The 14,612-nt window shown below is 71.4% G+C and carries 10 protein-coding genes; 6 read left to right on the top strand and 4 right to left on the bottom strand.

What is annotated here, in order from left to right:
- The first annotated feature begins 102 nt into the window (after positions 1-102).
- The 6 genes from BLU82_RS24580 (at position 103) to BLU82_RS24555 (ending at position 9,834) form a co-directional block, all read left to right on the top strand.
- On the top strand, positions 103-4,584 hold the full coding sequence (locus BLU82_RS24580; RefSeq protein ID WP_197682440.1) for a family 16 glycoside hydrolase: 4,482 nt from the start codon (positions 103-105) through the stop codon (positions 4,582-4,584).
- 94 nt (positions 4,585-4,678) lie between these two features.
- Entirely contained in the window at positions 4,679-5,998 is a 1,320-nt protein-coding gene (locus tag BLU82_RS24575) for an ABC transporter substrate-binding protein (RefSeq protein ID WP_092623625.1), read from the top strand.
- 9 nt (positions 5,999-6,007) lie between these two features.
- On the top strand, positions 6,008-6,967 hold the full coding sequence (locus BLU82_RS24570) for a carbohydrate ABC transporter permease (RefSeq protein WP_092623624.1): 960 nt from the start codon (positions 6,008-6,010) through the stop codon (positions 6,965-6,967).
- A gap of 10 nt (positions 6,968-6,977) precedes the next feature.
- Positions 6,978-7,862 carry a carbohydrate ABC transporter permease gene (locus BLU82_RS24565; RefSeq protein ID WP_092623623.1) on the top strand — a complete coding sequence of 295 codons (885 nt, stop codon included), beginning with the start codon at positions 6,978-6,980 and terminating at the stop codon, positions 7,860-7,862.
- Positions 7,859-8,851 (top strand): Gfo/Idh/MocA family protein, encoded by a 993-nt coding sequence (locus BLU82_RS24560; RefSeq protein WP_092623622.1) that lies wholly within the window; start codon positions 7,859-7,861, stop codon positions 8,849-8,851. The genes BLU82_RS24565 and BLU82_RS24560 overlap by 4 nt, the downstream gene beginning before the upstream one ends.
- Positions 8,848-9,834, top strand: a complete 987-nt coding sequence (locus BLU82_RS24555; RefSeq protein WP_092623621.1) for a Gfo/Idh/MocA family protein — start codon at positions 8,848-8,850, stop codon at positions 9,832-9,834. Before BLU82_RS24560 ends, BLU82_RS24555 begins: the two co-directional genes overlap by 4 nt.
- A gap of 1 nt (position 9,835) precedes the next feature.
- Here BLU82_RS24555 and BLU82_RS24550 read toward each other — a convergent pair whose 3' ends face one another.
- From BLU82_RS24550 to BLU82_RS24535, 4 genes are all read right to left on the bottom strand, one after another.
- A complete protein-coding gene (locus tag BLU82_RS24550; RefSeq protein ID WP_197682438.1) occupies positions 9,836-10,165 on the bottom strand; it encodes a hypothetical protein in 330 nt (109 codons plus the stop codon).
- 463 nt (positions 10,166-10,628) lie between these two features.
- Positions 10,629-11,366, bottom strand: coding sequence for a hypothetical protein (locus tag BLU82_RS24545; protein ID WP_092623620.1), 738 nt, complete (start codon positions 11,364-11,366; stop codon positions 10,629-10,631).
- Between the two features lie 3 nt (positions 11,367-11,369).
- Positions 11,370-13,376 carry an ABC transporter ATP-binding protein gene (locus tag BLU82_RS24540; RefSeq protein ID WP_172885696.1) on the bottom strand — a complete coding sequence of 669 codons (2,007 nt, stop codon included), beginning with the start codon at positions 13,374-13,376 and terminating at the stop codon, positions 11,370-11,372.
- On the bottom strand, positions 13,376-14,545 hold the full coding sequence (locus BLU82_RS24535) for a nucleotidyltransferase family protein (RefSeq protein ID WP_092623619.1): 1,170 nt from the start codon (positions 14,543-14,545) through the stop codon (positions 13,376-13,378). The genes BLU82_RS24540 and BLU82_RS24535 overlap by 1 nt, the downstream gene beginning before the upstream one ends.
- Positions 14,546-14,612 lie beyond the last annotated feature (67 nt).

The raw sequence follows: 14,612 nt of genomic DNA, 5'->3' as shown, positions 1-14,612 counted from the left end.
ACGGCGCTATTTCACATCGACCGGTACCCCGCCCGGGAGGATGCCATGTTGGGCAAGCGATCTTCAGCGTTACTTCTGTTCCTGGCTCTGTTGATGTCAGTCATGGTCAGTGCCCCGGCCGCCGCGCAGCCGGCCGGGGCTGCCGAGAACCCCGACGCGACGTTCGCGGAGCTGTCGGCGGCCGACCAGTTCGAGAAGGTGCTGGTGGCACCCGGCATCAACCAGCCGATGAACATGGACATCGCCGACGACGGCCGGGTGTACATGACCAGCCGCGACGGCGTCATCCGCGTGTATCACCCGGACATGGGGCACGCGATGGTGGTGGGTGAGCTGGACGTCTTCGACGACCACCCGCTGCCGCAGAACCCCGACTTCGAGGGGTCGAAGAACCAGGAGGGCGGACTGCTGGGCCTGGCCCTGGACCCGGACTTCCTGACGAACGGCTGGGTGTACGTGTACTACACCAGCCGCGCCGAGAACGCGCACTACCTGTCCCGGTTCGTCGTCGAGGGCGACCAGCTCGACGTCGCATCCGAGATCGTCATGCTCAAGGTGCCGTACAACAAGACGAACTGCTGCCACGTCGCCGGTGACGTCGACTTCGACTCCGCCGGCAACCTGTACCTGAGCACCGGCGACGAGTCGCCGCCGGACCTCAACCAGCAGTACTCGCCGCTCGACAGCCGTCCGACGCACTGGTACAACGACGACCGCCGGACCTCGGGCAACACGAACGACCTGCGCGGCAAGGTGCTACGGATCACGCCGCAGCCGGACGGCACCTACACGATCCCGGACGGGAACCTGTTCACCGGCGAGGAGGACGGCGGCGGCAAGACCCGCCCGGAGATCTTCGCGATGGGGTTCCGCAACCCGTTCCGCATCTCGCTCGACCCCGCGACCGACCGGCTGCACATCGGCAACTACGGCCCGGACCGGCTGGGTGAGTGGACCGAGCGCGGCCCGTGGGGCTTCGACCAGTACATGGCGACGTCCGAGGCGGCCAACTTCGGCTACCCGTTCTGCATCGGCAACAACTACCCGTACCGGCCGTGGGACTACGCGACGAACCAGCCGCTGGGCGACTTCTACGACTGCGAGAACGGCCCGGTCAACGACTCGCCGAACAACACCGGGCTGGACCAGCTCCCGCCGGTGACGCCGGCGACGATCTACTACCCGCGCAGCTGGGCGGGCTGGCCCGAGTCGTGGGTCGGCTGGCCGGCGCAGGAGATCAACCCGATCCCGGAGCCGTTCCTCAACATGGGCTCCGGCGCGGGCGGGCCGATGTCGGGCCCGGTCTACCGCTACGACGCGGAGCTGCAGTCCGACACCAAGTTCCCCGAGCACTACGACGGGCGCTGGTTCCTGCTCGACTTCCACCGCGGCCACGTGAAGACGGTCTCGCTGGACGCGAACGAGCAGGTCGAGGCGATCGACGACTTCATGCCCGGCCAGACCTGGTCCGGCCTGATGGACGGCGAGTTCGGCCCGGACGGTTCGCTGTACGTGCTGGAGGGCGGCGCGTTCGGCAACAGCCCGAACGCCGGCCTGTACCGGGTCGACTACGTGCCCGACACCGGTCCCGGGCAGTGCGTCACCGACGACTTCGCCGGCACCGAACTGGACCGCGAGGCCTGGCCGACGATCGTGCGCGAGAACGCGGCCGGCTACCGGCAGACCGACGGCGCCCTCGAGATCGACATGCTGCAGGGCGACATGATCAGCAACCACCTGAGCGGCAACATCAACACCACCGCGCAGAACATGATCATGACTCCGGTGCCCGAGGGGCGCTGGGAGGCCAAGGTCACCGTCGACCTGCCGGCGGAGTCGGTCAGTCACGACCAGGCCGGGTTCATCATCTACTCCGACGACCAGAACTTCACCAAGGCGGCCTACTTCCCGCCGTACGGCACCTCGGTGAACGGCCGGATGGAGTACCTGTTCCACCAGAACGGGGAGATCCGCTATGAGGGCGGAGTCGACAACCCGACCATCACCGATGCGCCGCGGACGTTGCACCTCCGGCTCAGCGGTGACGGTGAGAACGTGCGGGCCGCGTACTCCCGCGACGGCGTGACCTGGGTCAACGTCGGACGACCGGCGCCGATCTCGCAGTACGAGGCGCCCCAGTTCGGCTTCTTCGCCGCCCATGGCCCGGCCGAGATCGAGACCCCGCTGACCGCGACGTTCTCGGACTACTCGCTGTGCGTCCCGGAGGAGCCCGCCTGCGCCGCGCCGTCGCCCGACGCCGGGTACCGGCCGCTGTGGGACGGCGCCACGCTGACCGGCTGGAACCAGTCCGGTCCCGGCGGGTTCGAGATCGTCCCGGACGGCGAGCGCGCCGGCTCGTGCGCCCTGGAGTCGATCGGCGATCCGGCCGGCCTGGGGATGCTCTGGCACGAGGAGGAGTTCGAGTCCTATCGGCTGCACCTGGACTTCAAGGCCGTGGCCGTCGACGACAACTCCGGTGTGTTCTTCGGGTTCCCCGACCCCGGTGACGACCCGTGGGTCGCGGTGCGTCAGGGCTACGAGATCCAGATCGACGACACCGGCGGCTCGCCGGGCGCCGCGGACAAGTCCAAGACCGGTTCGATCTACACGTTCCAGGCGCCGACGTCGTTCCCGACGGTCGCCGGCCAGTGGAACGAGATGGAGATCGAGGTCGAGGACCCGATGGTCCGGGTCTGGATCAACGACGTCCTGGTCAACGAGTACGAGAACCCGGAGGGCTCCGGGCGCGACCTCGCCTCCGGCTTCGTCGGCATCCAGAACAACCGCGTGTCGGACAACGTGTTCTTCCGCGACATCTGGATCAAGGAGCTCGGCGACACCCAGTGCCCCGAGCCGCAGACGCCGCCGGCGGGCTACGTGCCGCTGTACGACGGCCAGACGCTGGAGGGCTGGACCATGGCCGGCCCGGGCGGCTTCGAGATCGACGAGTGCGGGCTGCTCGAGCCGTACGGAGGCATGGGCCTGCTCTGGTACGACCAGCAGACGTTCAAGGACTACGTGATGCGGGTCGACTTCCGGGTCCAGGCGCCGACGGACAACTCCGGCGTGTACGTCCGGTTCCCCGACCCGCAAGGCGATCCGACGAACACGATCGACGAGGGCCACGAGATCCAGATCTACGACGCCACCGACAACCCGATGACCCGGACCGGCGCGATCTACAACTACGCACCGGCCGAGTCGCTGGCCACCAACCCCATCGGTGAGTGGAACACGATGGAGATCGAGGTGATCGGCCAGGAGTACCGCGTCACGCTCAACGGCGTCGAGGTCACCACGTTCACCGGCGACGGCACCCGTCCGCTGGAGGGTTACGTCGGCCTGCAGAACCACTCGTCGGGACAGGCGGCCGGTGAGAGCGTCGAGTTCCGCAACGTCTGGATCAAGGAGATCCAGGACGAGCTGACGGTCGACGCCTCGCTGACGCCGCCCGAGCCCGACGGCGCCAACGGCTGGTACGTCTCGCCGGTCACGCTCGGCCTCGAGTCCAACAACGCGGACGCGGAGCTGTTCTGGCGGCCGCGGACGGACGAGACGGAATGGCGCACGTGGACCGAGCCGGTGCTGTTCGACACCGACGGTGTCTACAACATCGACTACAAGGCGGCCATCCCCGGCAGCGGCGGAGAACCCGTCGAGAAGGAGATCCTCGTCGGCTCGGGCGGTTTCGGGTTCAGCGAGACCGACTTCAGCGTGGCGCAGGGTGACACCGTCAAGTTCCAGTACGTCCCCGGCTACGCACACGACGTCGTGATCACCGACGCGAGCGGTCAGGTGCTGGCGTCGCGTCCGCTCGGCGACGACTGGGAGGACGACCCGTTCTTCTTCGACGCCGCCGACGTGGGCACGTACTACGTCTACTGCACGCCGCACTCGAACCGGCCCAACCCGTCCGACCCCACGACGTGGGCCGGGATGGTGGCGAAGTTCGAGGTGACGCCGTCCACCGGTCAGCCCCCGGTCGAGACCGGGATCGAGGAGATCGAGTTCCTCATCGACCAGACGGCGCCCACCACCACGGCATCGCTGGCCGGCGAACAGGCCGGCGACGTCTACACCGGTCCGGTGACGGTGACCCTCGCCGCGCAGGACGCCACGTCCGGCGTCGACGCGACGGAGTACCGGCTGGCCGGCACGGAGGAGCCGGTGGCCTACACCGAGCCGATCACCGTCACCGAGCCCGGCGACCACGTCGTCGAGTTCCGGTCGGTGGACGTGGCCGGTCACACCGAGGAATGGCAGACGGCCGAGTTCACCATCGGCGACGGCGACCCGGGCGCCTGCCCGGAGCCGGACCCGCGGGAGACCGTCATGATCGGCGACCTCGACAGCGGCGTGCCCAGCTACGCCCTGGACGACGGCTGCACGGTCAACGACCTCATCCTCGACGACGGCGAATGGGCCAGCCACGGCGCGTTCGTGCGGCATGCCGGAGAGGTGACCAGCCAGCTGGTGACCGATGGCGTGCTCACCGCACGGGAACGCCGCGACATCCTCAACACCGCCGCCCGCAGCGACATCGGACGCCCGGCATCCCACCGGATGTCGTGGTCCATGTCCTGACGATCGCTGACAGCCGACGTCCGGCGCCGGCCCGCCACCCGCGGGCCGGCGCCGGACCCGGATCCTCAACCCCTCGAACCTCACGGGAGATCTCATGTCGAACCGACTCGGCCGGCTGGCACCGGCCGTGTGCGCGGTCCTGGTGCTCGCTGCCTGCGGCGAGAGTTCCGATCCGCGGGAGAACACCGACGCCGCCGACGGCGACGACGGCGGCGGCAGCAGCGGCGGCCAGGTCACGCTGGTCATGGAGAGCTGGCGCAACGACGACCTCGCCATCTGGGAGGACGTCATCCTGCCCGCGTTCCACGAGCAGCACCCCAACATCCGGGTGACGTTCCAGCCGACGGCGCCGGACGAGTACGACGCCGCGCTCGACGCGAAGCTCTCCGGAGGCACGGCGGGCGATCTCATCACCTGCCGCCCGTTCGACGTCTCCCTGCGCCTGTTCGAGGAGGGCCACCTCGCCTCGCTCACCGACCTCGAGGGGATGGACGCCTTCGGCGACGTCGCCCGGGCCGCGTGGTCGACCGACGACGGCTCGGAGTCGTTCTGCGTCCCGATGGCGTCGGTGATCCACGGCTTCCTCTACAACAAGACGGCGTTCGACGAGCTCGGCCTCACGCCGCCGGAGACGGAGGAGCAGTTCCACGAGCTGCTCGGCACGATCGCCGCCGACGGCACGTACGCCCCGCTGGTGATGGGCACCGCCGACCAATGGGAGGCGGCGACCATGGGCCTGCAGAACATCGGCCCGAACTACTGGAACGGCGAGGAGGGCCGGCAGGCGCTCATCGACGGGGCCGAGCAGTTCGACGACGAGCAGTACGTCGCCGCCTTCACCGAGCTGGCCTCGTGGGCGGAGTTCCTGCCCAGCGGCTACGAGTCGATGACCTACCCGGACGCGCAGAACATGTTCACCCTCGGCCGCGGGGCGATCTTCCCGGCCGGTTCCTGGGAGATCGCGCTCTTCAACGAGCAGGCGGACTTCGAGATGGGCGCGTTCGGCCCGCCGCTGCCGGAGGGCCAGGACGCTTGCTACATCAGCGACCACACCGACATCGGCATCGGCATGAACGCGGCCACCGAGCACCCGGACGAGGTCAGGACGTTCCTGGAGTGGACCACCTCGGCCGAGTTCGCGGACCTGTACGCCAACGAGCTGCCGGGGTTCTTCCCGATGTCCGACCACGACGTCGAGGTCGACGACCCGCTGGCGCAGGAGTTCCTCAGCTGGCGCGAGGACTGCGAGTCGACCATCCGCAACTCGTACCAGATCCTCTCGCGCGGTGAGCCCAACCTGGAGAACCAGCTCTGGGACCTCAGCGCGCAGGTGCTGAACGGCACCGTCCAGCCGGCCGATGCCGCCGCCCAGGCCCAGGCGGGCCTGGAGCGCTGGTACGAGCCGCAGCAGTAAGGAGAACGGATGACCTCGGCGCCTCCCGAGGGGATCGGCATCGACGCCACGGCCGCGAGCACGCCGGCCGTGGCGCCGACGCCCGCCGCCCGCCCGCGTCGCCGGTTCCGCACCCATCTGGTCGTCTTCATCGCACCGGCGGCGGCGATCTACACGATCTTCATGGTCTACCCGCTGCTCGACTCGCTGCGGCTCAGCCTGTACGCCCCGGTCGACGGGGTCCAGACGTTCGTCGGCCTGGACAACTTCGTCCACCTGCTCTCCGACGACCTGCTCTCCGACGCGTTCTGGAACGCGGTGTGGAACAACCTGGTGTTCTTCGCCGTGCACTTCTTCGTCCAGAACCCGATCGGCCTGCTGCTCGCGGCGCTGCTGGCCGCCCCCACGCTGCGGGGGCGGTCGGCGTACCGCACGCTGCTGTTCATCCCGACGACGCTGAGCGTCGTCATCGTCGGGTTCATCTGGCAGCTGATCATCAGCCCGGTGTGGGGGTTCGTCGAGACGCCGCTGCTGGGGCAGTCGAGCACCGCCCTGGTGACGCTCGCGCTGATGTCGGTGTGGCAGTACATCGGCATCCCGATGATCCTCTTCTACGCCGTCCTCATCAGCATCCCGGACGAGCTGATCGAGGCGGCGACGGTCGACGGCGCCGGCGCCTGGTCGACGTTCTGGCGGGTGAAGTTCCCGCTGATCCTGCCCACCGTCGGCATCGTCTCCGTCATCACCTACGTGGCGAACATGAACGCCTTCGACCTGATCTACACCGTCAAGGGCGCTCTGGCCGGTCCGGACTTCGCCTCGGACATCATGGGGACGCTCTTCTTCCGCACCTTCTTCGGCTTCCAGCTCCAGCAGGGCTCCAGCACCATGGGCGCCACCGTCGCCACCATGATGTTCCTGCTCATCCTGGCCGGCGTGCTGGCGTACTTCTACGGCTGGCAGCGACGCATCCAGAGCTACCAACTATGAGGAGCCCAGAGTGAGCGCTGTGAGCACCCCGCCCCGCGGTGTCGCGCGGCCGCCGCGGGCGGGCCGGACCTGGCGGGCGCGGGCCGGCGTGGCCGTCCCGCACCTCATCCTGATCGCCTACGTCGTCGTGGCGTGCGGGCCGATCGCGCTGATCGTCATGAACGCGTTCAAGTCTCGCCAGGCGATCTTCGAGGAGCCGTTCGCGTTCCCGACGCCGTCGACGCTGGACCTGGGCGGCTTCGAGACGGTCTTCACCCGGGCCCGGTTCGAGCTGTACTTCCTCAACAGCTTCATCGTCACCGTCAGTACGGTGGTCCTGGTGCTGCTGCTCGGGTCGATGGCCGCGTTCGCCCTCGCCGAGTACCGGTTCGCGGGCATCACCGTCATCTCGCTGTACATGGCGGTGGGGATCATGATCCCGATCCGGCTCGGCACGGTCGGCATCCTCGACCTCATGGTCCGGCTGAACCTGGTGAACTCGCTGGCCGGACTGGTGCTGGTGTACACCGCGATGGGGCTGCCACTGGCCGTGTTCGTGCTGACCGCGTTCTTCAAACAGGTGCCCGGTGACCTGAAGGACGCGGCCCGCATCGACGGCGCCAGCGAGTACCGGGTGTACGCGCTGGCCCTGCCGCTGGTGCGGCCGGGCCTGGCCGCCATCGGCGTGTACACCATGCTGCCGATCTGGAACGACCTGTGGTTCCCGCTGATCCTCACACCCGGCGAGGGCGTCCGCACGGTGACGCTGGGCACCCAGCTGTTCCTCGGCCAGTTCGTCAGCGACTGGAACGCCGTGCTCGCGGTGCTGACGCTGGCGGCGCTGCCGATGCTGGCGCTGTTCATCATCTTCTCGCGGCAGTTCGTCCGCGGACTGACGTCGGGAGCGATCAAGTGAGCCGCACGCGGATCGGCATCGTCGGGGCCGGCTTCATGGGGTCCGTCCACGCGGCGGCGTGGGCGGCCTGCCCGGACGCCCGGCTGACGGCAGTGCTGGGCGGGTCCGCTCCGCCCACGCGATTGGCCGACGAGTACGGCATGCGGGTCTGCGCCGGCCTGGACGAGCTGCTCGACCAGGTCGACGTCGTCGACGTCTGCGTGCCCACCGACCTGCACCACGAGGTCACCGTCCGCGCGGCCAAGGCCGGGCGCGCCGTCGTCTGCGAGAAACCGCTGGCCCGGACGCCCGGCGAGGCGGCGGAGATGATCGCGGTCTGCCGGGAGGCCGGCGTGGCGCTGCTGCCCGCCCACGTCGTGCGGTTCTTCCCCGAATACGCGGCGGCGAAGGCGGCGGTCGACGCGGGCGCCGTCGGCGAGCCGGCCGTGCTGCGGCTGACCCGGGCGTCGTTCCAGCCCCCGGCCGACCGGTGGCACCTCGACGAGGCGCGTTCGGGCGGGCTCTGCTTCGACCTGATGGTGCACGACCTCGACTACGCCCGCTGGGTGGCCGGCGAGGTGGTGGGCGTGCACGCGCGCAGCGTCCGGGCCGCTCGCCCCGACGCGCCCGACCACGTCCTGGCCATCCTGCGGCACGCGCCGGGCGCGATCAGCCACGTCGAGGCGTCGTGGGCGCAGCCGCCGCCGACGTTTCGCACCCGGGCCGAGATCGCCGGGACCAGCGGCCTGCTCGAGTTCGACTCCGACCGCAGCGCGCCGGTGCGGCCGAACCTGCGGGCAGGGTCCGCGGCGGGGCCGATGCCGCTGCCGTCCAGCCCACTCGCCGAGTCGCCCTACGCGATCCAGCTGCGGCACTTTCTCGACGTCGTCCGCGGCGTCGCGGCGCCGATCGTGACCGCAGACGACGCACTCGCCGCGGTGCGCATCGCGACGGCGATCGGGCGGTCGATCGCCACCGGCCGGCCCGCGGACGTGGAGGTGGCCGCATGAGAGTCGGGTTCCTGTCCACCGCCCACGTGCACGTCGACGCCTACGTCGGCAACGTCCGGGCCGCCGGAGCAGAGGCGGCCGGCGTCACCGACGACGACGCCGAGCGCGGCACCCGCTGGGCCGAGGCGCACGGGGTGCCGTGGTTCTCCTCGCGCGAGCGGCTGCTGGACGCCGTCGACGCCGTCGTCGTCGGGTCCGAGACGGTGCACCACCGCCGCCTCGTCGAACAGGCGGCGGCGGCCGGCGTCGCCGTCCTCTGCGAGAAGCCGCTCGCCACGAACGAGGACGATGCCCGCGCGATCGTCGACGTGTGCGCCGCGGCCGGCGTGCCGCTGATGACGGCGTTCCCCATGCGGTTCAGCCCGCCGCTGCGCGAGTCCGCGGCGCTGCTCGCCGACGGCGCGCTCGGCCAGGTCTACGCGTGCACCGGCACCAACCAGAGCGTGCTGCCCACGAGGCACGGCGCCTGGTTCGCCGACCCCGTGCTGGCCGGCGGCGGCGCCGTCATGGACCACGTCGTGCACCTGGCCGACGTCCTGCGCTGGTACCTGGGTCAGGACCCGGTCGAGGTGTACGCGGCCACCAACCGGGTCCTGCACCGCGACACCGTCGCCGTCGAGACCGGGGCGCTGGTCATGCTCGGCTACCCGGGCGGTGTGTTCGCGACCATCGACTCCAGTTGGAGCCGTCCGGAGGGGTATCCCACCTGGGGCGGGCTCACCCTCGAGCTGGTCGGCGAGCACGGCACGATCGCGGTCGACGCCTTCAGCCAGCACCTCACCGTGCACCGCGCGCCGCCGGGGCGGCTGGACTGGCCGGCGTGGGGGTCCGACGCCAACCAGGCCATGATCGAGGAGTTCCTCGACGCCGCCCGCCACCGGCGCCGTCCGTCCGTCACCGGGGAGGACGGGCTGGCGGCGACGCGGGTGGCGCTGGCGGCCTCGTGGTCTGCCGCCCGCGGCGCGCCGGTCGTGCTGGGCTGAGCTACGCCGTCTGCTGGGCGGCGGTGGCGCAGCGGGCCCGCGCGTTGAGCACGGTGAACCCGGTCGGGTGGGCGCTCGCCGTGGGCTCGGGCGCGGCCGGCGGGTCGATCCAGCGGACCTCGGTGAGGCCCCCGTGGCCGTGGATGCGCTGGACGTCGTCGATGTCGTCGTAGACGGCGACCGACTGGACCTCCGAGCAGCACCAGGCCAGGGTGACGCGGCCGGTGGGGTACTGCGTGCCGTAGGCCACCAGGCCGGTGCCGGAGACGCCGGTGAGGTCGTAGCGGCGGTGCAGGCCGAAGCGGCGCGGAAGTTGAGCGGGCTGGCTCACGTGACTCGTTCCCCGTTTCGTTGATCAGGCGTGGCGGCCGGGACCTGGCTGGTCCGACCGGCCGCCACGCCGGCCTGTGGTGCGCGGTCGACGGCCGCTCGGCGCACCCCGATCGCCATGGGCCGTCCCTTCGCACTCTGGTGGAGATGTCACCAGAGTGACACTCCCCACACGATCGTGCAGCGTCACCGCCCGACGTGTGACACGTTGAAACATCGGGAGACACGAGACGCGCGGCAAGTCCGACATTACCGACATCTCACCCGGTTTCGACGGCCTGGGCGCCGGTCTCCGCGGGCCCGCCGATTCACTGATCGAAACCGGCGCTGGTCAGCGGTGATGGCCGGGGAGGCGGGCCGCGGCCGGATCCGGCGCGCCCACATGTCTATCGCTTCCGGCGTCCCCTCGTCGCCCCGAAGACCGCTGCCGTGACATCGAGCCCGCGACTGTGACGCGCGCGTTGTCAGCGGGCATGCCGCCCGGACGAGCGCCGAGGTAGCACCAGCCAGAGCCCGAGGGCGATGAGCCCGCCGAGCAGCAGCACGCCGAGGATCACGAGGCGGGCCGGTGGCCGCGGGAACGCGAGCTGGACGACGAACCCGGCGAGGCCCACCACCGACAACAGCCACCAGCGATCGGGGCCGTACCCGGCGCTGGGCGTGCGTGCCGCCCAGCCGCCGCGCCGGCCTCGGACGCCGGTGAGGATGGCGGAGAGGCTCGGCCCGGCGATCATCAACGCCACGCCGAACGACGGCGCCCATGTATAGCGGGGATGTTCCACCGACTCGAGCGTCGCGCCGGACGGCAGCCGCAGCCAGGCCGCATCCCGGTCGATGAAGACGACCGTCACGCGGATCCCCTGCGTCAGGTCGCCGAGATCGTCTTGCGGGCGGAACTCCATGTACAGACGATCCGTGTCCTCGGCCGAAGGCAGCCCCCCGTCGATCGCGAGCCGCCACGTCGGGGTCGTGTCCATCCTGCGTCCACCGCTCCAGGACTGCTCCTCGACGAGCGCGTCGCGCTCGGTCAGGCAGCGGCCGCTGAAGTCGTGGTCGCAGGGCCGCAGGTCGCCGAGGCTGGCCACCTGGACCAGTGACCAGACGCCCCAACCCGTCGCGGCCATCGCGATCAGCAGTCCGAGCGTGCCGAACAGCACCAGGAGGACGGGCCGGTCGAGGGCTCGGCGCAGCGCGTCGCCCACGGGTCAGTGCGACGCTTCGGGGGAGAGGTAGGCGGCGGCCTGCAGGCGGAACAGCTCGGCGTAGTGGCCGTCGCGGGCCATGAGCTCGTCGTGCGAGCCGTGCTCGGTCACCCGGCCGTCGCTCAGGACGTAGATGCGGTCGGCCGTGCGGACGGTGGAGAAGCGGTGCGAGATGAACAGCACCGTCCGGCCGCCGAGCAGGTCGCGCAGTGACTGGAACAACGCGTGCTCGGCCCGCGGGTCCAGCGACGCCGAGGGCTCGTCGAGGATGACGAACGGGGCGTCGCGGAAGAAGGCGCGGGCCAGGGCGACCCGCTGCCACTGGCCCAGCGAGAGGTCGCGGCCGCCCTTGAACATCCGCGACAGCGCGGTGTCCCAGCCGTGCGGGAGGTCCTGGATGACGTCGGCGACGCCGGCCCGGCGGGCGGCCGCCGCGATGGCGTCGATCTCGTCCATGCGGTCGGCGTCGCCCAGGCCGACGTTCTCGCGCGCGGACAGGTGGTAGCGGACGAAGTCCTGGAAGACGACGGCGACCGACCGGCGCAGCCCCGGCCGCGAGTACGCCGCGACGTCGACGCCGTCCCAGCGGATCGTGCCGCCGTCGGGCTCGTACAGCGTCGCCAGCAGCTTGGCCAGCGTCGTCTTGCCGGAGCCGTTCTCGCCGACCAGCGCCACGATCTCGCCGGCGTTCAGCCGGATCGACACGTCGTCCAGCGCCGGCGCCGTGCTGCCCGGGTAGGTGAAGCTGAGGCCGTCGGCGTGCAGGGCGCCGAACGACGCCGGCGCCGGGGCGCCCGACTCGGCCTGCTCGGCCTCCGGCCGCATCGCCACGAACCGGTCGAGGTCGTCGAGGAACAGCCCCGACTCGAAGATCTGCTGCGCGCCCTTGAACAGGGTGCCGACCTGGGTGGCCAGCAGCCGGATCGCGACGATCGCCGCGCCGGCCTCGGCCAGCGTGACCCGGCCCTGGCCGACCAGCCAGACCAGCGCCAGCAGGGTGGCGGCGAGGAACACCGCCGACGCGAGGTTGCCGGCCACGGCCAGCCGGGTGCGGCGGCGCAGGTGCACCCGCAGGTCATCGGTGTACGCGGAGTAGACGGCGTCGAAGCGGGCCCGCAGCGCGCCGGTCAGCCCGTACGCCCGCACCTCCTTCGCCTCGTCGCGGCCGGTCTGCACCAGGCCGAGGTACTGACGCAGCCGCAGTCGCGGCGTCTGCGCGACGGCGAAGTCGAACTCCAGGCGGCTCTCGCGGCGGGTGCTGAAGAACAGCGGGACGCCTGCCAGCAGCAGGATCGGCAGCAGCGCCGGCTCGAAGCTGACGATCGCGATCGACAGCCCGATGCAGCCGGCCAGCCCGCCGGCCAGGCCGACCAGGCCCTGGGTGAGCTGGTAGGGCCGGCTCAGCGCGTTGGTCTGCACCCGCTGCAGCCGGTCGTAGAACTCCGGCGACTCGAACGCCCGCAGCCCCACCGCACCGGCGACGTCCAGCAGCTGCTGCCAGGTCGAGCGCAGCACCAGCTCGGACAGCAGCCGCTGCTGGTTGGTCTGGATCGCCGACGCGACCGCCACCAGCGCCGTGATGGTGGCCAGCAGCACGACGGGCAGCACGACCGGCCCGACCCCGCCGCCGTCGCCGACCACCAGGATGGCGTCGAGCACCGCCTTGACGATCAGCACCTGCGCCGCGATGACGGCCGCGCCGAACAGCTGCAGCACCGTCGTGACGACGAACGCGCGCCGGTCCGCGGCCCACGTGAGCCGGATGCTGTGCTCGACCAGCGCCCGCAGCCGGCCCACCGACCGCCGCTGCCGCCGCGCCGACGCCGCGAGGTCGACGTAGTCGTCGCTGACCGGTGGTTCGTCGTCCGGAGGCGGAGGCGGGAGGTCGTCGGCCACCGGCGGCAGAGCGGCGTCGCCCGAGCCGGGCCGAGACGGGGACGGTGCGCCGCCGCGCGCCGCCTGCGCCGCTCGGGCCCGGGTGCCGGACCGTCCGGCCGCGTGCCGCGCCATCAGGTCGCCGTCCGCGCGTGCGCCTCGACGGCGTCCAGGTAGGCGGCCAGCGCCGCCGCGTCGGCCGGCTCGCGCCGCGCCCCGTCGCCGGCCCGCCCACCCGGCCGCAACCGCTCGCCGACCCCGCGCAGCCCGCGCCGACCGATCGCCGACAGCGTCCGCCCGCCGCTGGAGCGCGCCGACCGGGCCACCAGTCGCGGCAGCGACGCCTCCTGCGTCAGTCCCGACACCGGCCGGAACCGGTCGACGGCTCCGGTGACCAGCCGCAGGCCGGCCGAGACGCCGAGCCGGCGGTCGAGGTCGGGTGGCAGCGGCGTGCCCAGCAACGCCCGGGACCTGGCCAGCACGATCGCCACCGCCGGCGCCGCGCCCCAGCCGGCGGCCCGCCGGGCGACCTCGTCCCAGTCGTCCACCTGACGCGCGAGTTGGTCGGCGTCGAGTAGCCAGAGCATCTTGTGCGCGCCGGTGAGCGCGGCGTGCAGGCACACGTGGACCAGCGAGTCGGCGAGGTCGAGCGTCCACGTCGCGGCGCCGCCGACCGGCCGCCGCACCCGGCGCTCCAGCAGCTCGCCGGTGTCGACGGTGAACTGGCGGCGGGTCTGCTGCATGTTGATCAGCGACCAGTGCAGGTCGACCAGCACGCCGCGCGGGCTCACCAGGTGGATCTCGCCCGGGGTCTGGACGTTGTAGAGCATGTCCTGGAAGTCGATGACCTGCCAGTCCGCCGCCGTCAGCGACTCGACCGCCGAGCGCAGCCGCTGCGGCGGCACCAGCACGTCGACGTCGGTGTAGGAGCGCAGCCCGGGCGCGGGATGGGCGTGCTCGGACAGCACCGGCCCCTTGATCGTCACCCACGGCAGCTCGCCGAGCGTGCGGCCGAGATCGTCGAGCACGACGGACGCGGTGAGGTGGCGGATCATCGCGGCGTCGCGGTCGGCCTTCAGCTCGGCGGCGACGGCGGGGTCGGACTCGCGCAGCAGCACGTGGGCGAGCGGCGCCACGCGGTGATGGCGCACGGCCGTGACGAACGCGTCGCGCACGGCGCCGTTGCCGGCCAGCACCGGCGCTTTCGCACGGCAGACCTCGGCCACCGCGGCCGAGACGGCCGCCCGGTGGCGCGCGGACGCGGTGTTCGTCGGAACGGTCGAGGCGTCAACCGACCCCGCCATGTGGCCCCCCACGGATCAGCCCACCGGGTCGAACCCCCTCGCGCCCGGTGGATTGACTCATGGTAGA

The organism is Jiangella sp. DSM 45060 (assembly GCF_900105175.1).
In the GTDB taxonomy this organism is placed as follows: Bacteria; Actinomycetota; Actinomycetes; order Jiangellales; family Jiangellaceae; genus Jiangella.
The sequence above is the reverse complement of the archived record's forward strand: the minus strand, read 5'-3'. Positions and strand labels throughout refer to the sequence as shown.